The organism is Demequina litorisediminis (assembly GCF_030161615.1).
GTDB classification, from domain to species: domain Bacteria; phylum Actinomycetota; class Actinomycetes; order Actinomycetales; family Demequinaceae; genus Demequina; species Demequina litorisediminis.
In genome coordinates this window covers 2654987-2671188 of record NZ_BSUN01000001.1, presented here as the reverse complement: position 1 = coordinate 2671188, position 16202 = coordinate 2654987, and the positions used below count along the sequence as shown (strand labels likewise).

Annotated in this window: 17 protein-coding genes and 7 pseudogenes; 8 read left to right on the top strand and 16 right to left on the bottom strand. The window is 66.5% G+C overall.

Annotated features, from left to right (window positions below; genetic code table 11):
- Positions 1–73 precede the first annotated feature (73 nt).
- The gene (locus tag QQK48_RS16310) at positions 74–349 is read left to right on the top strand and encodes a YciI family protein (RefSeq protein WP_284329133.1); all 276 of its coding nucleotides are present in this window, start codon (positions 74–76) and stop codon (positions 347–349) included.
- A 69-nt stretch (positions 350–418) separates the two neighbouring features.
- Here QQK48_RS16310 and QQK48_RS16305 read toward each other — a convergent pair whose 3' ends face one another.
- The 10 genes and pseudogenes from QQK48_RS16305 to QQK48_RS16260 form a co-directional block, all read right to left on the bottom strand.
- Positions 419–1546: a TerC family protein gene (locus tag QQK48_RS16305; protein WP_284329132.1), complete on the bottom strand. Its 1128-nt coding sequence runs from the start codon at positions 1544–1546 to the stop codon at positions 419–421.
- A gap of 67 nt (positions 1547–1613) precedes the next feature.
- Positions 1614–3688: pseudogene (uvrB, locus tag QQK48_RS16300) on the bottom strand (excinuclease ABC subunit UvrB).
- Positions 3689–3726: 38 nt separating this feature from the next.
- Entirely contained in the window at positions 3727–4338 is a 612-nt protein-coding gene (gene coaE / locus QQK48_RS16295; RefSeq protein WP_348523810.1) for a dephospho-CoA kinase, read from the bottom strand.
- 131 nt (positions 4339–4469) lie between these two features.
- Positions 4470–5965, bottom strand: a pseudogene (gene rpsA, locus QQK48_RS16290) (30S ribosomal protein S1).
- A gap of 135 nt (positions 5966–6100) precedes the next feature.
- Positions 6101–6349 carry a hypothetical protein gene (locus QQK48_RS16285; RefSeq protein ID WP_348523698.1) on the bottom strand — a complete coding sequence of 83 codons (249 nt, stop codon included), beginning with the start codon at positions 6347–6349 and terminating at the stop codon, positions 6101–6103.
- Positions 6234–6518 carry an adenylyltransferase/cytidyltransferase family protein gene (locus tag QQK48_RS22255; RefSeq protein ID WP_431308371.1) on the bottom strand — a complete coding sequence of 95 codons (285 nt, stop codon included), beginning with the start codon at positions 6516–6518 and terminating at the stop codon, positions 6234–6236. The genes QQK48_RS16285 and QQK48_RS22255 overlap by 116 nt, the downstream gene beginning before the upstream one ends.
- A 52-nt stretch (positions 6519–6570) precedes the next feature.
- Entirely contained in the window at positions 6571–7086 is a 516-nt protein-coding gene (locus QQK48_RS16275) for a 6-phosphofructokinase (RefSeq protein WP_284329131.1), read from the bottom strand.
- Positions 6995–7531, bottom strand: coding sequence for a 6-phosphofructokinase (locus QQK48_RS16270; protein WP_284329130.1), 537 nt, complete (start codon positions 7529–7531; stop codon positions 6995–6997). Before QQK48_RS16270 ends, QQK48_RS16275 begins: the two co-directional genes overlap by 92 nt.
- A 76-nt stretch (positions 7532–7607) precedes the next feature.
- Positions 7608–8456: a DNA polymerase gene (locus tag QQK48_RS16265; RefSeq protein WP_284329129.1), complete on the bottom strand. Its 849-nt coding sequence runs from the start codon at positions 8454–8456 to the stop codon at positions 7608–7610.
- Positions 8457–8550: 94 nt separating this feature from the next.
- A pseudogene (locus QQK48_RS16260) lies at positions 8551–8613 on the bottom strand (hypothetical protein); the annotation flags it as partial.
- A 68-nt stretch (positions 8614–8681) separates the two neighbouring features.
- Here QQK48_RS16260 and QQK48_RS16255 point away from each other — a divergent pair.
- A complete protein-coding gene (locus QQK48_RS16255; protein ID WP_284329128.1) occupies positions 8682–9035 on the top strand; it encodes a hypothetical protein in 354 nt (117 codons plus the stop codon).
- A 10-nt stretch (positions 9036–9045) separates the two neighbouring features.
- Here QQK48_RS16255 and QQK48_RS22250 read toward each other — a convergent pair.
- The 3 genes and pseudogenes from QQK48_RS22250 to QQK48_RS16245 all read right to left on the bottom strand — a co-directional run.
- Positions 9046–9111, bottom strand: a pseudogene (locus QQK48_RS22250) (hypothetical protein); the annotation flags it as partial.
- A complete protein-coding gene (locus QQK48_RS16250) occupies positions 9080–9760 on the bottom strand; it encodes a 5'-3' exonuclease (protein ID WP_431308438.1) in 681 nt (226 codons plus the stop codon). The pseudogene QQK48_RS22250 and the gene QQK48_RS16250, both read right to left, overlap by 32 nt.
- Positions 9761–9828: 68 nt before the next feature.
- Positions 9829–10272, bottom strand: a complete 444-nt coding sequence (locus QQK48_RS16245; protein ID WP_284329126.1) for a 5'-3' exonuclease — start codon at positions 10270–10272, stop codon at positions 9829–9831.
- 18 nt (positions 10273–10290) lie between these two features.
- On the opposite strand from QQK48_RS16245, the gene QQK48_RS16240 reads away from it, so the two are divergent.
- The 6 genes and pseudogenes from QQK48_RS16240 to QQK48_RS16220 all read left to right on the top strand — a co-directional run bounded on the left by QQK48_RS16240 (position 10291) and on the right by QQK48_RS16220 (position 14442).
- A complete protein-coding gene (locus tag QQK48_RS16240; RefSeq protein ID WP_284329125.1) occupies positions 10291–10704 on the top strand; it encodes a PaaI family thioesterase in 414 nt (137 codons plus the stop codon).
- Between the two features lie 318 nt (positions 10705–11022).
- Positions 11023–11904, top strand: a complete 882-nt coding sequence (locus QQK48_RS16235) for a branched-chain amino acid ABC transporter permease (protein WP_431308370.1) — start codon at positions 11023–11025, stop codon at positions 11902–11904.
- A gap of 7 nt (positions 11905–11911) precedes the next feature.
- Positions 11912–12382: pseudogene (locus QQK48_RS20675) on the top strand (branched-chain amino acid ABC transporter permease); the annotation flags it as partial.
- An 88-nt stretch (positions 12383–12470) separates the two neighbouring features.
- Positions 12471–12884, top strand: a complete 414-nt coding sequence (locus tag QQK48_RS20670; protein WP_348523809.1) for an ABC transporter permease subunit — start codon at positions 12471–12473, stop codon at positions 12882–12884.
- Positions 12877–13714, top strand: a pseudogene (locus QQK48_RS22245) (ABC transporter ATP-binding protein). The gene QQK48_RS20670 and the pseudogene QQK48_RS22245 overlap by 8 nt, the downstream one beginning before the upstream one ends.
- Positions 13711–14442, top strand: a pseudogene (locus QQK48_RS16220) (ABC transporter ATP-binding protein). The pseudogenes QQK48_RS22245 and QQK48_RS16220 overlap by 4 nt, the downstream one beginning before the upstream one ends.
- Before the next feature lie 296 nt (positions 14443–14738).
- On the opposite strand, the gene QQK48_RS20655 reads toward QQK48_RS16220, so the two are convergent.
- Genes QQK48_RS20655 through QQK48_RS16215 form a run of 3 tightly spaced genes read right to left on the bottom strand, consistent with a single transcriptional unit; the run spans position 14739 to position 16021 of the window.
- Entirely contained in the window at positions 14739–14942 is a 204-nt protein-coding gene (locus QQK48_RS20655) for a hypothetical protein (protein ID WP_348523695.1), read from the bottom strand.
- The gene (locus QQK48_RS20650; protein ID WP_348523694.1) at positions 14887–15204 is read right to left on the bottom strand and encodes a hypothetical protein; all 318 of its coding nucleotides are present in this window, start codon (positions 15202–15204) and stop codon (positions 14887–14889) included. Before QQK48_RS20650 ends, QQK48_RS20655 begins: the two co-directional genes overlap by 56 nt.
- Positions 15110–16021 carry an ABC transporter substrate-binding protein gene (locus QQK48_RS16215; protein ID WP_348523693.1) on the bottom strand — a complete coding sequence of 304 codons (912 nt, stop codon included), beginning with the start codon at positions 16019–16021 and terminating at the stop codon, positions 15110–15112. Before QQK48_RS16215 ends, QQK48_RS20650 begins: the two co-directional genes overlap by 95 nt.
- Positions 16022–16202: the final 181 nt, after the last annotated feature.

Sequence of the window (16202 nt, the reverse complement as noted above, 5' to 3'; positions counted from 1 at the left end):
TGGCGTTCGAACGCACGTTCGAATGGGCGTGTCGTCCCGGATTGGCGGCTGCGCGACCTGGGAGCATGGCGGCATGACCGACTGGATGATCGAGTACGTGTACGACGACCGCGCCGACGAGCGGGACCGCCTCCGCCCTGAGCACCGCGCCCACCTCGCGGCGCTCGCCGAGCAGGGCAGCATGCCCGCCTACGGGCGCTTCGACGACGAGGGCGCCGCCGGCGCCCTGCTCATCGGGCGCGCGGAGACCCTCGACGAGGTCGAGGCCATGCTCGACACCGACCCGTTCTACGTGGCGGGACTCGTGGCCGAGCGCCGCATTCGTCGCTGGCCGGCCGTCTGGGCGTAAACACCATCCGCCAACGCGAGAGGGCGTCCTGACCCTGGGCTCAGGACGCCCTCTCGCGTCAGATGGGCCCTAGCGGCGGTCGTCAGGCGTTGAGGCGTGCTCGCCGGTCGTCTCGGCCGATGCGCCGGCAGAGGCCGACGACGCGGGCTCCACGTCCTCCGGCTCGCTGCCCGCGGTCGCCTCGAGCGCCTCTCCCCCGTGCGCCGCCTCGACCTCGTCCGCCAGCGCGGACTTGCCGCGCGTGGCCACGAGGCTCGCGATGGTCGCGATCGCCAGGATGCCCACGATCACGATGAGCGACATGCCGGTCGTGATCTCCGGGACCTTCACGTGCTCGCCGCCGTTGATGAACGACAGGTTGTTCTCGTGAAGCGCATGGAGAACGAGCTTCACGCCGATGAACGCAAGGATGGCGGCGAGGCCGTAGTGCAGGTACACCAGGCGCTGCAGGAGGCCCTGCACCAGGAAGTACAGGCGGCGTAGGCCCAGTAGCGCGAAGGCGTTGGCGGTAAAGACGATGAACGGGTCCTGAGTCAGGCCGAAGATCGCGGGAATCGAGTCGAGAGCGAACAGGACGTCGGTGGAGCCGATGGCCACCATCACCAGGAGCATCGGCGTCACCATGCGACGGCCGGCTTCCTTCACGAAGACTCGACCCTCGCGGTACCCATCGGTGACGGGGTACAGGCGGCGCACGAGGCGGACGAGGCGGCCCTCCTCGTAGTCCTCGTCGCCGGCCTCATCCTTGTTCTCGCGCGCCAGTCCCCAGGCGGTGTAGATCAGGAAGGCACCGAAGACGTAGAACAGCACCGAGAAGGCGTCGAGAGCCGCGGCGCCCGCCGCGATGAAGATGCCTCGCAGCACGAGCGCCACGGCGATGCCGACGAGCAGCACGCGCGAGCGGTACTTCGGCGGCACAGCGAACCGCGTCATGATCACCAGGAAGACGAACAGGTTGTCAACGGACAACGCCTTCTCGGTGATGTATCCGGCGAAGAACTCACCAGTGACGAACTCGTGGTGCCAGATGTGCAGGACAAGTCCGAACACGACGGCCACGCCGATGTAGAACAGCGACCACGCCACCGACTCCTTGAAGCTCGGCTCGTGGGGCTTACGGATGACGACGGCGAAATCGAACACGAAGAGTCCGACGATCAGCGCGATCGTCACGGTCCAGACAAGAGGATCGGTCACCGGGCAATCCTAAAGGAGGACATCGGAGATAGCGCCTCCTCCTCGTGGATGACCGTGGACGCGCGCATCACCCCGCGTCGAGCATCTGGCGCAGTTCCTTCTTGAGTTCGCCGATCTCGTCGCGCAGCCGCGCGGCGATCTCGAAGCGCAACTCGGCCGCGGCCTCTCGCATCTGCGCACTGAGATCCTCGATGAGCCTGCGTCGGCTCCTCGGAAGGCCTGCCGGCCATCGGCGACGGCGCCTTCGCATGGGTGCGCGCCCCCGCGCTCGAGCCCTTGGCGCGCTCGAGAGTTTCGGCGGTGTCCGCCTCCTCGCGCGCCAGCATCTCGGTGATGTCGCCGATGCGCTTGCGCAGCGGCGTGGGGTCGATCCCGTTGTCCTTGTTGTAGGCGATCTGGATGTCACGACGACGGTTCGTTTCCTCGATGGCCTTGCCCATCGAGTCGGTGATCGTGTCGGCGTACATGTGCACCTGTCCGGAGACGTTGCGCGCCGCGCGTCCGATGGTCTGGATGAGCGACGTGCCGGACCGGAGGAAGCCCTCCTTGTCGGCGTCGAGGATCGACACGAGCGACACCTCGGGCAGGTCAAGGCCCTCGCGGAGGAGGTTGATGCCCACCAGCACGTCGTACCGGCCCATGCGCAGGCTCGCGCAGCAGCTCGACGCGTCGCAGCGTGTCAACATCCGAATGCAGGTACTCGACGCGCACGTCCCGGTCGGAAAGGAACTCGGTAAGGTCCTCCGCCATCTTCTTCGTCAGCGTGGTGACCAGCACACGCTCGTCGCGCTCCACCCGCAACCGGATCTGTTCCAGCAGGTCGTCGATCTGACCCTCCGTGGGCTTGACCACGATCTCGGGGTCGACCAGTCCTGTGGGGCGGATGATCTGCTCCACGACGCCGTCGGCCGCATCCAGGCTCGTACTGGCCAGGCGTGGCCGAGAGGTAGACGGTCTGGCCGGTGCGGTGGAGGAACTCGCCCCACGTGAGGGGCCGGTTGTCGAGGGCCGAGGGAAGCCGGAAGCCGTGCTCGACCAGCGTGCGCTTGCGAGACCTGTCGCCCTCGAACATGGCGCCGATCTGCGGGACCGTCACGTGTGACTCGTCGAGGACAAGCAGGAAGTCGTCGGGGAAATAATCGAGCAGCGTGTGTGGCGGAGTGCCGGCCTCTCGCTGCTCGATGTGGCGTGAGTAGTTCTCGATGCCGGAACACGTCCCCACGGAGCGCATCATCTCGAGATCGAAGGTCGTACGCATCTTCAGACGCTGCGCCTCGAGCAGGCTTGTTCTGCCGCTCGAGTTCTTCGAGCCTCTCGCCCAGGCTCGAGTTCGATGGTGCGGATCGCCGCATTCATCCTCTGCTCACTGGCGACGTAGTGCGACGCCGGGAAGATGTGCACCTGCTGACGCTGCTCCACCACTTGACCCGTGAGCGGATGGAGCGTGTAGAGAGCGTCGATCTCGTCGCCGAAGAACTCGATGCGGATGGCGAGTTCCTCATAGACCGGGATGATCTCTACCGTGTCGCCGCGCACGCGGAAGGTGCCCCTGGTGAAGGCGAGGTCATTGCGCGAGTACTGCATCTGGACGAACTCGCGCAGCAGCATGTCGCGGTCCACGGAGTCGCCCACTGCAAGCGAAACCATGCCCTGGATGTATTCCTCTGGCGTGCCGAGTCCATAGATGCAGGACACGGACGACACGACCACCACGTCGCGCCGGGTCAACAGCGAGTTGGTCGCCGAGTAGCGCAGCCGCTCGACCTCCTCGTTGATGGACGAGTCCTTCTCGATGAAGGTATCGGTCTGCGGGACGTACGCCTCGGGCTGGTAGTAGTCGTAGTAGGCTCACGAAGTACTCGACCGCGTTGTGGGGAAGCAGGTCACGGAACTCGTTCGCGAGCCTGCGCGGCGAGCGTCTTATTGTGAGCCATGACGAGCGTGGGCCGCTGCAGTCGCTCCACGAGCCATGCCGTCGTGGCCGATTTTCCGGTTCCCGTGGCGCCCAGCAACACCACGTCCTGCTCCCCCGCGCGCAGTCGTCGCTCAAGGCTCGTCGATCGCCTTGGGCTGGTCGCCCGACGGCTGGTACTCGGAGACGACCTTGAACGGGGCCTCGCTACGGCGTAGGTCAGGACTCATGGCTCTACGGTACGCGTCACCACTGACACGGACGCCACTCAGGGAACGTGGACGGCCCACCACTCTTCCACCTGCCGGCGCAGGGACTCCGCCGAGCCCGCGCCGTCAAGCACCACATCGGCAATGGCCGCGCGCGCGTCGTCACTGGCCTGCGCGCCGATGCGTGCCACGGCTTCCTGGCGCGTCATCCCCCGCGAGGCGATGAGACGCTCGACGCGCACCTCCACGGGCGCCGCCACGGTGATGACCGTGTCGAAGTCGGCGATCTGACCGCTTTCGACGAGCAACGGGATGTCATGCACGACCACGTCCACGCCGTCTGCTCGTGCCTGCCGGTCGGCAGCCCTGCCCATCGCGAAGACCGAGGGGTGCACGATTCCGTTCAGGCGTTCGCGCGCGGTGGGGTCATTGAAGACGATGGCGGCGAGCGCCGCGCGGTCGAGCGATCCGTCCTTGATGACCCGGTCACCGAACACGCGGACGATGTCCACGAGCCCCGCCGATCCGGGTTCGACGGCACGGCGTGCCAGCACGTCATGGTCCACGACGCGCGCGCCGAGCGCCGCAAAGTGTGCGGACGCCGTCGACTTGCCAGCGGCGATTCCCCCGTAAGGCCGATACGAAGCATGGGTCAGAGTCTCCCAGTTCATCGTGACGGGCGGCAACCACCACATCGGCCGGCTCTGGAGGCTGCCGGGCGCACAGGCATCGGACAGGGACCGGCGGGAACGACGAAGGCCGCCGCCCCAAGGGGCGACGGCCTTCGCGACTGCGGCAGGTCTTAGTTGCCGGTCGCCTTCTCGCGCAGAGCGGCGAGGCGCTCGTCCGAGGCGAGCGTGCCCGCGTCGGACGACTCGTCGTGCGACGAGTACGATGCACCGGCGTCACGCTTGCCGCCGGCACGACGCGCGGCGCCTGCGGCGGGCTCGGTGGCCTCTGCCTCGGCGGCCTGCTCGTCCTGCTTGGCAACGAACTGCTTGTGTGCCTCCCAGCGCTCGTGGGCCTTGGCGTAGTCTGCCTCCCAGGCCTCGCGCTGCTCGTCGAAGCCGTCGCGCCATTCCTGCGTCTCGGGGTCGAAGCCCTCGGGGTACTTGTAGTTCCCCTGGTCGTCGTACTCCGCGGTCATGCCGTACAGCGCGGGGTCGAAGTCCTCGCCGGCCGGGTCGACACCCTCGTTGGCCTGCTTGATGGACAGCGAGATGCGGCGACGCTCGAGGTCGATGTCGATGATCTTGACGAAGACCTCTTCATCGGCCTGAACAACCTGCTCGGGCAGGTCGACGTGGCGAACGGCGAGGCTCGGAGATGTGGACCAGGCCCTCGATGCCGTCGTAGACGCGCACGAACGCGCCGAACGGAACGAGCCTTGGTGACCTTACCCGGGACGATCTGACCGATCGCGTGGGTGCGGGCGTACACGGCCCACGGGTCCTCCTGCGTCGCCTTGAGCGACAGCGAGACACGCTCGCGGTCCATGTCGATGTCGAGAACCTCGACCTCGACCTCCTGGCCCACCGACACGACCTCGTTGGGGTGGTCGATGTGCTTCCAGGAGAGCCTCCGAGACGTGCACGAGGCCGTCCACGCCACCGAGGTCGACGAACGCACCGAAGTTGACGATCGACGACACGGTGCCCTTGCGGACCTGGCCCGGCTGCAGCGCGGTGAGGAACGACGAGCGCACCTCCGACTGGGTCTGCTCGAGGAAGGCACGGCGCGACAGGACCACGTTGTTGCGGTTCTTGTCGAGCCTCGATGATCTTCGCCTCGATCTGCTGACCGATGTAGGGGGCGAGGTCGCGCACACGACGCATCTCGACGAGCGAGGCGGGGAGGAAGCCGCGCAGACCGATGTCCACGATCAGACCGCCCTTGACGACCTCGATCACGGAGCCGGTCACGACGCCGTCCTCGTCCTTGATCTTCTCGATCGAACCCCATGCACGCTCGTACTGGGCACGCTTCTTCGAGAGGATCAGGCGACCCTCCTTGTCCTCCTTCTGGAGGACGAGCGCCTCGACGGTGTCGCCAACGTTGACAACCTCATCGGGGTTGGCGTCGTGGCGGATCGACAGGCTCGCGCGAGGGGATAACGCCCTCGGTCTTGTAGCCGATGTCGAGGAGAACCTCGTCACGGTCGACCTTGACGATGGTGCCCTCGACGAGGTCGCCGTCGTCAAAGTTCTTGATGGTCGCGTCGACGGCTGCGAGGAAGTCCTCAGCGGAGCCGATGTCGTTGACGGCGATAGGGGTGGACTCGGGGGTGGATACGGACATTAAGGAGTGACTCCGTTGGACAATGGATGAGTAGTGGATGTCGTGCTAGCACCGCGCGCGTAGGCGCACGTAGCCAACAGACATTCTAGCCCCACATCCCGTTCCCGCACAACGCCACCGCGCCGCGTGGCGAGATTACGGACGAGGAAACGTCAGCCCAGGCTCCTCGCGGATGCTCTGGATGATGTCGGTCGTCGACACCTCTGCGGTACGCGGAAGGTAAACCACCTTGCACAGGTCGTTCCAGTGGTCGAACTTCCCCGCCCAGTCATCGCCCATCACGAGGATGTCCGCAGAGTGCTCCTTGATGTACTGGCCCTTGAGCTCGAGGGACTCCTCGACGAACACCTGGTCCACGCAGGCGAGCGACTTCACGATGGCCATGCGGTGCTCCTCGCGGTACACCGGGTAGCGGCCCTTCTTCGAGAAGTTGAGGCTCGTCCGACGACACTCCCACCGTCAGGTGATCGCCCATCTCCGCCGCGCGCACCAGCATGTTGACGTGGCCGATGTGGAAGACGTCAAACGTGCCAAACGTGATCACTCGGGTCATGCGTCAACCCTACCGGCACGGCGTCGCGCGCTCGACGCCCGGCGCCGCGGGCTCACAGCCCCCAGGCGGCCTGGAGAAGCTCGTCGGGCACGTACTTGGTCTTGCCCGCCATGTCGCTGAACGGGAGCATCTCGACCTTCTCGCCGCGCAAAGCGGTGAAGGTACCGAAGTTGCCCTCGACGGCAGCGTCAATCGCCGCGATGCCGAAGCGGGTGGCGAGAAGCCTGTCAGCAGCGGTGGGAACGCCTCCACGCTGGACGTAGCCCAGCGTCGTGAGGCGCGCCTCGAAGCCGGTGAGACGCTCAATCGCACGGGTGACCTGCGCGCCGACCTGTCCGGCGATGGGGTTGCCCTTGGCGTCGAGCGTGTCGTTCGCGTCCCACGAGGAGCCCTCGACGGGAACGGCGCCCTCGGCGACTGCCACGATCGAGAAGTTCTTGTAGCGGTGACGGTGCTTGATCTTCTTGGCGATCCGCTCAATGTCGAACGGCGACTCGGGGGCAAGAATGATGTCTGCGCCACCGGCGATGCCGGCCGTGACCGCGATCCAGCCGCAGTGACGACCCATGAGGCTCGACCACCATGACGCGGTTGTGCGACTCGGCGGTGGAGTGCAGTCGGTCGATGGCCTCGGTGGCGATCGTGACAGCGGTATCGAAACCGATGGAGGAATCCGTGCCGACCACGTCGTTGTCGATGGTCTTCGGAATGCCGATGACGGGAACGCCGGCCTTCTCCTGCACCTTGGAGGCGGCGCGCAGGGTGCCGTCACCGCCGATGCAGATCAGGGCGTCGATCTTCTCGTCCTCGACCGTCTGAGCGACGGCTTCGAGTCCGCCCTCGACCTTGTGCGGGTGGCAACGCGCCGTGCCGAGCATGGTGCCGCCGTGCACCAGGATGCCGCTGACGTCATCCCTGGTGAGCGGGACGGCGTCGCCGTCGATCACGCCCTGCCAGCCATTGTGGAAACCCACGATGGAGCAGCCGTGCTGCGACGTACCGCGCTTGACCACGGCACGAATCGCAGCGTTGAGTCCGGGGCAGTCTCCCCGCCGGTCAGGATTCCAATCCTCATGATGCTTACCCTATCTAGTGCCCGGCCGCTCTCCAGTCAGACCCACGTCCTACATTCACATCCAAAGGCACTGATAGATCGCCTGCCGCGTGCATCTGCTCGATGAGAATTGCCTCGACGGCGTCCTCCTCGCCCGCCGCGACCTCGATCACCAATTCGTCGTGCACCTGGAGGAGCCGGCGGGAGGCCAGGCCCTGAGACGCGATCGCCTCGTCAACACCCAGCATCGCCTGCTTGATGATGTCCGCCGCGGAGCCCTGAATGGGGGCATTCAGCGCCACCCGTTCGGCGATGTCGCGCCGTTGCCGGTTGCTCGAGGTGAGGTCGGGGATGTAGCGCCTGCGACCCATGATGGTCTCGGTGTAGCCGACCTCGCGCGCCTGCTCCACCACGGAGTGCAGGTAGTCCCGCACCCCACCAAACCGCGAGAAATAGTCATCCATGAGCTTCTGAGCGTCGCCCACGGACAACGACAGCGCCGCGCGAGCCCGAACGACGACAACCCGTACGCGAGCCCGTAGGCTCATCGCTTTGACCTTGGAGCGCATCTCCGGCGTCACGTCGCCGGGCTCTACCCCGAACACGCGCGCGCCCACAAAACGGTGGAGGTCCTCCCCCGCCCTGAACGCCTCGATCAGACCCGCGTCGCCGGAGAGGTGCGCCATGATGCGCATCTCAATCTGGCTGTAGTCCGCCGTCACGAGTGTCGCGTAGCCGTGACCGACCACGAAGGCTTCGCGGATGCGGTGCCCTTCCTCGGTGCGGATGGGGATGTTCTGCAGGTTGGGGTCCTTGGAACTCAGGCGTCCCGTCGACGCGACCACCTGCGAGAACGTGGTGTGAATGCGGCCGTCGGCGCGCACCGCCTGAGCGAGCGTGTCGATGATCTGGCCCAGGCTTGGCGGCGTCGCGGTGCGCCAGCAGAGCCTCGAGGAACGGGTGCGGGTTCTTTTCCTGGAGATCCGCGAGAGAAGATGCGTCCGTCGAGTAGCCCGTCTTGATCTTCTTGGTCTTGGGCATACCGAGCCGCTCGAACAGCACCTCTTGGAGCCTGTTTGGGGCTGCCAAGGTTGACCCGATCCCCACCGATGGACTCGTACGCGGCGGCGGCCGCCGCATCGGCGCGCGCCTGTGCCGCCTCGCGCCGTTCACGCATCGCGTCCGTGGCGATTGCCATCCCCGCGTGCTCCATGCGGGCAAGGACGGAGATGAGCGGGATCTCGAGCGTCGCGTACAGGCTGTGCCATGCCGCGCCGCTGTACCTCCGCGTCGAGCTCGCGGGCCAGCGCAGCGATGTGGACAGCGGTGCGGCCGGCGGCCTGCGCGGCGGATTCCCCGAGGCCGAGGTCCAGGCTCGCCCGCCTCGGTGCCCGCTCCCGCCGCGACACCCAGGTAGCGCTGCAGGACGGACTCGAGATCAAAACCGCGCTGGTCAGCATTGACGAGGAACGCAGCGATCTGGGTGTCGCCGACGATTCCCCCGAGGTCAAGGCCTCGGGCTTGCAGCGCATGCCAGGCATCCTTCGCCGCGTGGGTCGTCACCTCGACCGACGGGTCCGCGAGCCATCCACCCAGGCTCACGCTCCTGCTCCGCGGACAGCGCACTGAGATCAATGCCCCAGGCCGCACCGTCCTGCGTGACGCCGAGCGCCCACGCGTCGGCATCGGCCCCGATCCTGCCGTCGACGAACACCGTGACCGCACCGCTCAACGCGGTCACGGCCGCGAGCGCGCCATCGGTCACCACCGACACCTCTGCGGGTGCCTCCGTGACCTCCTCCACGGCGTCACCGGCCACCAAGGGCATCAGCCGGTCGCGCAGGGTACGGAACTGAAGGGCATCGCACATCTGGTGGATCGCCACCGGATCCGCACCGCGATACTCGAGCGACGCGAGGCTCGCCTCGACCTCGAGATCGTCGAGCAACCGGTTCAGGCGGCGATTGGTGCGCACCTGGTCGAGGTGCTCCCTCAGGTTCTGACCCGCCTTGCCAGGCACATCCTCCGCCTGCGCGAGGATCTGCTCGAGCCCGCCATACGCGCCGATCCACTTCGCGGCCGTCTTCGGCCCCACCCCAGGCACGCCAGGAAGGTTGTCGCTCGTCTCGCCGACGAGCGCGGCAAGCTCCGGGTACTGATGCGGGGCGACGCCGTACTTCTCCTGCACCGCCGCCGGGGTGAAGTACACCAGGTCGGAGACACCCTTGCGGGGATACAGCAGCGTCACGTCGTCCGTCACCAGGCCTGGATCGTGTCCCTGTCGCCGGACACGACCAAGACCCTCATGCCCGCCTCGCGGCCCAGGCGCGCGTAGGTGGCGAGCAGGTCATCAGCCTCATACCGGGCCTTGTCGACGGCCGACACGCCGAGAGCGTCCAACATCTCGCGAATCAGCGGCACCTGCGGCTCAAACTCGGGCGGAGTCGCGTCGCGAGTGCCCTTGTAGGCCGGCAGTTCCTCGGTCCTGAACGTGCCCCCGGGAAGGTCGAACGCCACCGCCACGTGCGTGGGAGCGTGGTCTTTCATCAGTGTCGCGAGCATCGTCGTGAAGCCATACACCGCGTTGGTCGGAACCCCTGTCGACGTGGCGAAATTCTCGACCGGCAGTCCGAAGAATGCCCGAAATGCCATAGAAAGGCCGTCGATCAGCAGCAGTGTTGGTCGGTTCTCGTCGCTCACTATGCAAACCTATACGGCATGACCGACAACGACGCGGCCAGCGCTCGGCAGTTCGCCGACGACACGCTCATGAGCCGCATGGGCATGTCTCTGACGTCTGCCTCCGCCGCCCGCGTTGAGGGGACGATGCCCGTCGAGGGCAACCGTCAGCCGTACGGGCTGCTTCACGGAGGCGCCTCCGCCGCGCTCGCCGAGACCCTAGGCTCCATCGCCGCGAACCTTCACGCGGGCCCCGATCACGTCGCCGTCGGCATCGAACTCAGCATCTCCCATCACCGTTCCGCCTCGGCGGGCCTGGTGGTGGGCGTCGCGGAGGCGGTCCACCTGGGCCGCACCGTCGCGACGTACACCGTGCGCATCGAGGACCAGGACGGGCGCCACCTCGCGTCAGCCCGGCTGACGTGCGCCATCCGAAAGGTGCCTGCTACGTAGGCGAAACATTCGGGGCGTACGTTGTGGCGCAATCCAATATGGGAGGGGACCCCTTGACGAACAGAGTCGATCGACGCGTGGTGCTCCGCGCGCTTATCGTCCTCGTCGTGGCAGCCGCCGCCTTCACCGTGCTTTCCGCGTTCGGCACTGCCGCCGCCGCGGACACCGCCACCCACGTGACAACACACGCGTGGGCGGCAAGCGGTGACGCGGCAGGCTCCATCGCGCAGGCCGATGCGAGCATCCACGCCGAGGCCGCAGCAGCGACCACCGAACCCGGCGACAACAGATACATCCAACAGGCTCGTCAACGGACTCGTGTTCGGGCTACTGCTGGCACTCGCGTCTGTGGGCCTGTCGCTCATCTACGGCACCACTGGCCTGAGCAACTTCGCGCACGGCGAGCAGGTCTCACTCGGCGCCCTGCTGTGTTTCTTCTTCACCACCCAGCAGCCGGTCTCGTTGCCGCTGATCCCCGTCGAGTTCACCATCGGCTGGCCGCTTATCCCTTCTGCGATCGCGGCGATCGCCGTCGCAGCGGGTACCGGTTGGTTGCAGGACAAGTTCCTGTGGTCGCCGCTGCGGCGCCGTCGCGTCTCGACCGTGCAGCAGATGATCGTGTCGATCGGACTGTCGCTCGCCCTGGTCAACTTCATCCAGTGGTGGTTCGGCGCCGAGCGCCAGCGTCTGTCCACCTCGATCGACTCGCGCATCGACATGGGCATCTTCACCATCGGCCAGTCGACGCTGTGGTCGCTCGCGATTTCGCTCGCCTGCCTCGGCGGCGTCGCGTACTTCCTTATGCGCACCCGGACGGGCCGTGCCACGCGCGCAGTCTCCGACAACCCCGCGCTCGCCTCGGCATCGGGCATTCGCGTCGACAAGGTGGTGCGCCTGGTCTGGATCCTCGCGACCGGGCTCGCCGCGGTCGGCGGCATCCTGCTGGCCCTCTATGACAACGCCGCCGCCTTCGATGTGGGCGCGCGTCTGCTGCTCCTGATGTTCGCGGCCGTCACCCTCGGCGGGCTCGGACACCCGTTTGGCGCGTTGGTTGGCTCGCTGGTCATCGGCGTCGCCGTCGAGATGTCCACCATCTGGGTGGGAACCGACCTGAAGTACGCGGTCGCACTCGGCATCCTGATTCTGGTCCTGCTGGTGCGGCCCCAGGGAATCCTGGGACGCGCGGAAAGGGTGGGCTGATCCATGGATATCCTGCTCGACGCCATCAACGAGCCTGTTCGCGCCCGCGACGGCGGCCTTCGCTCTCGCCGCGATCGGCCTCAACTTCCACTTCGGCCTCACGGGCCTGCTCAACATGGGCCACGCAGGCTTCATGCTCCTCGGCATGTACGGCTACGCGATCTCGACGTCGCGTGGCGCCCCCATCTGGCTCGCCCTCGTCATCGCGATCGTGGTCGCGGCGCTCTTTGGCCTCCTCCTGGGATGGCCGACGCTGAAGCTCCGTGGCGACTATCTCGCCATCGCGACCATCTCCGCCGCTGAGTTGGTGCGCTATCTGGGGCGTTCGAACTCCCTCAAGTCGCTCACGGGCGGCTCCACCGGTATTCGCGGCAACGACTTCAAGTTCACCTTCGAGGAACTGAGTCCGCTACCAGACCAGAACATCACGTTCCTGTTCTGGAGCAGGCACGGCTCACTCTCATCCTCATGGTGGCTGGTGATCGTCGCGTGGGCGGCCGTCGCGCTGTTCGCCTTGCTCTACTGGCAGGCTCGCACGCAGTCCCTGGGGACGCGTCCTCAAGGGAATCCGCGAGGACGAGGATGCCGTCCGCGCCCTCGGCAAGAACGTCTACTCCTACAAGATGCAGGCGCTCGTCCTCGGCGGTGTCATCGGTGCACTCGGCGGCATCTTGTGGGCGCTAGGCAACTCCGTGCAGCCGGACTCGATGGGTCGCCCCACGACCTTCTGGATCTGGACGTTGCTCCTGCTCGGTGGTGCGGCGACGGTGTTCGGCCCCATCGTGGGTTCGATGCTGTTCTGGATGGCGCTCGTCGCTGTCAAGGGCATCGCCTCCGCGGTGATTCCCACCTCCGTGCTGTCGCCGATCGAGCTCGAACCGTTCTCGCTCGTCCTCGTCGGCATCACGCTGATGTGCCTGGTGGTGTTCAGGCCCCAAGGAATCCTCGGCAACAAGAGGGAGTTGGCGTTCAATGACTGACGCATTCGCGGCCGTGCCCCAGGAGCCCGGCGCGCCCAAGCCGGATCCCATCGTGACCGCCCATGGCGTGCAGCGACAGTTCGGCGGCCTGACCGCCGTCGATGTCGAGCACTTCGAGGTGCAACGCCACGCCATCACGGCCCTCATCGGCCCCAACGGCGCAGGCAAGTCGACCTTCTTCAACCTGCTGACCGGCTTCGACAAGCCCCAACGCGGCGAATGGATGTTCAACGGGCACTCGCTCGTGGGGACCTCCCCCGCCAAGATCGCCCGCGCGGGCAAGGTGCGCACGTTCCAGGTGACCAAGGCGCTCAACCGCATGACGGTCATCGAGAACATGCGCCTGGGCGCCGCGCAGCAGTCCGGCGAGAACTTCTTCCGCGCGCTCGTGCCTGCCACCTGGAAGTCCGAGGAGAAGGACATCACGGCGAAGGCCGAGGTGCTGCTCAAGCGGTTCAAGGCTGTGGGAGAAGCGCGATGACTACGCCGGATCCCTCTCGGGAGGACAGCGCAAGGCGCTCGAGATGGCGCGAGCCCTCATGTCCGACCCCGAGATGATCATGCTCGATGAGCCGATGGCTGGCGTGAACCCTGCTCTCACCGAATCGCTCCTCGACCACATCGTGGACCTCAAGAACGAGGGCAAGACCATCCTGTTCGTCGAGCACGACATGCACATGGTCCGCCGCATCTCTGACTGGGTGGTGGTGATGGCGGAAGGCCGCATCATCGCTGAGGGCCCGCCACAGACCGTGATGTCCAATCCCGCCGTGCAGGACGCCTACCTTGGCGCTCACCACGACACCGACCTTTCGGAGGACGCCTCATGAACGACGCCCCCGTCATCGTCAACGCCGACAACCTCTTCGCCGGCTACCTTCCCGGCATCGACATCCTCAACGGATGTTCGATGGAGGTTCGTCAGGGCGAACTCATCGGCATCATCGGCCCCAACGGCGCCGGCAAGTCCACGTTCCTCAAGTCGCTGTTCGGGCTGGTCCCGATCCGCAAGGGCACAGTGAAGGCTCGGCGATGAGGACATCACCAACATGCGCGCCGACGAGGCTCGTCAAGCGCGGCATCGGCTTCGTTCCCCAAACCAACAACGTGTTCCCGTCGCTCACCGTGATGGAGAACATGGAGATGGGCACCTACCAGGACCCCAAGTCCTTCAAGCAGGCGTGGGAGCGTATTGGCGACCTCTTCCCCAGGCTCGTGGACCGCAAGCACCAGCGTGCGGGATCGCTGTCCGGAGGCGAACGCCAGATGGTGGCCATGGGCCGCGCACTCATGATGAACCCGAGCGTGCTGCTCCTCGACGAACCGTCCGCAGGATTGTCGCCCGATCGCCAGGACGAGACGTTCGTGCGGACGCGGGAGATCAACAAGACGGGCGTCACCGTGATCATGGTGGAGCAGAATGCGCGCCGGTGCCTGCAGATCTGCCACCGCGGCTACGTGCTCGACCAGGGCACGACCGCGTACACCGCGAGCGGTCAGCAACTGCTGAAGGACCCCAAGGTCATCGAGCCTGTACCTGGGAACGCTCGGCGCCTAATCTCCGCGTCCTCGTCTGCGCCCCGTCGGCCACGCCGGCGGGGCGCAGTCGTGTATCGGCGGCCCATGCCGTCACGCCTAGCGTTCCTGAGATGAGGGTGCGCAAGTGTCGGTCTCGACGCTCCCGCCGCACCGTCTCGAACGTCCTGGGCGGGAGTTCTGGCGTCCACGCCCACGGGACCGGCCCCGGGGCCGCGCACGGGCCCGCCCCCGGGGCCGCGCACGAGCCCGTGACACAAGAAAGAGGACCCCGGCCGAAGCCGGGGCCCTCTCCCCTGTCAGATGCGTGTCAGTCGATCAGGAGGCGGGAACCTCACCGAAGACCTCGGACTGCCACACCGGCACGTTCGAGGCGTCGTACTTGTACACGCCCACGTAGGCGGCCGAGGGGTCGTTGGCGTCGTTGAACGCTTCGACACCGGAGACTGCCTTGTAGTCGATCTCCTCACCAGCGTCGAGCAGGCTCCACGCACTCGGCGAAGGCCGAGCACTCGGTGCCACCCGTGGCGCCGGACACCGCCGCCATCGACGACTGGATCGACGGACCGTCGGTGCCACCGGAGTGGACCGCGGCAAGCGCGACCAGGATCGTGGCGTCGTACGACTCGGGGCCATAGGCCAGCGAGTCGAGCGGCTTGCCGTAGGCCTCCTCGAGGCGCTGCGCGAACTCATCGGATGCCTGAGCACCGGGGATGGTGCCCTGAGCGCCCTCGAGCGCACCGGCGTCGAAGTCCTCGGAGAAGTCGGCGGTGTTGCCGTCCACCATGTACAGCGTGGTCGGGTCGAGGCCGGCGGCCAGCAGGCTCGGGGATGATCTGCTTGGTCTGGTCGAACGCGATCAGCACGAGCGCCTCGGGGTTGGTGCCCATGATCGCCTCCACCTCGGCGGAGAAGTTGGTCGCGGCAGGGTCGAACTCCTGGCCCGCGGTGCCGTACGTGATGGTGCCGCCGCCCTCTTCGATGGTCGACTGGATCACGTCACGAAGACCCGTGCCGTAGTCGTCGTTGAAGACGAGCACGCCGACGTTCTTGTGGCCGTCCTCCAGGATGAGGTTGGCGAGCGCGTTGCCCTGGACGGAGTCCGGCGGAGCGGTGCGGAAGAAGAAGTCGTTGTAGCCCGACAGAGCAGTAGCAGTGTTCGCGGGCGAGACCTGCACCACCTCGGCGGCCATAACGTCGTCGATGAAGTTCAGCGTGACGGACGAGGACGCGGCACCGATGATGGCCGACACGCCGTCCGAGATGAGCTTCGAGGCCGACTGCGGGGCGATGTTCGCCTGCGTGGTGTCGGACGAGTCCTCGTGCTGCACCGAAACCTCGTTGCCCAGCACACCGCCGGCCTCGTTGATCTCACTGATCGCCAGGTCCACACCCGCCACCTCGGGCGGGCCGAGGAACGCGAGCGAACCGGTCAGCGGCAACACGGTGCCGATCTTCAGGGCGTCGGTCGAACCTGAACCTTCGGAGCCGCTTTCGGAGCCGGACGCCTCAGGGTCCGAGTCGGTCGCGCAGGCCGCGAGGGCGAGCGAGGCAGCAGCAGCAAACGCCGCGCCACGCGCGATGGTGTTCCATCGTGCCATGTTGTCTTCCCTCCACACTGACTGGGCAGTCAGCCTCTCGCCCCAGGGACCGTCCCAGGCGGCGATGTGGCCACGTTACCGACCATTCATTTCTTGTGGGGGTCTGCATGGTCACGATTCTGTGACCTGCTAGATGCACGAAAGGCGCGGACCGGACGAACCGGTGCGCGCCTTTCGGGAA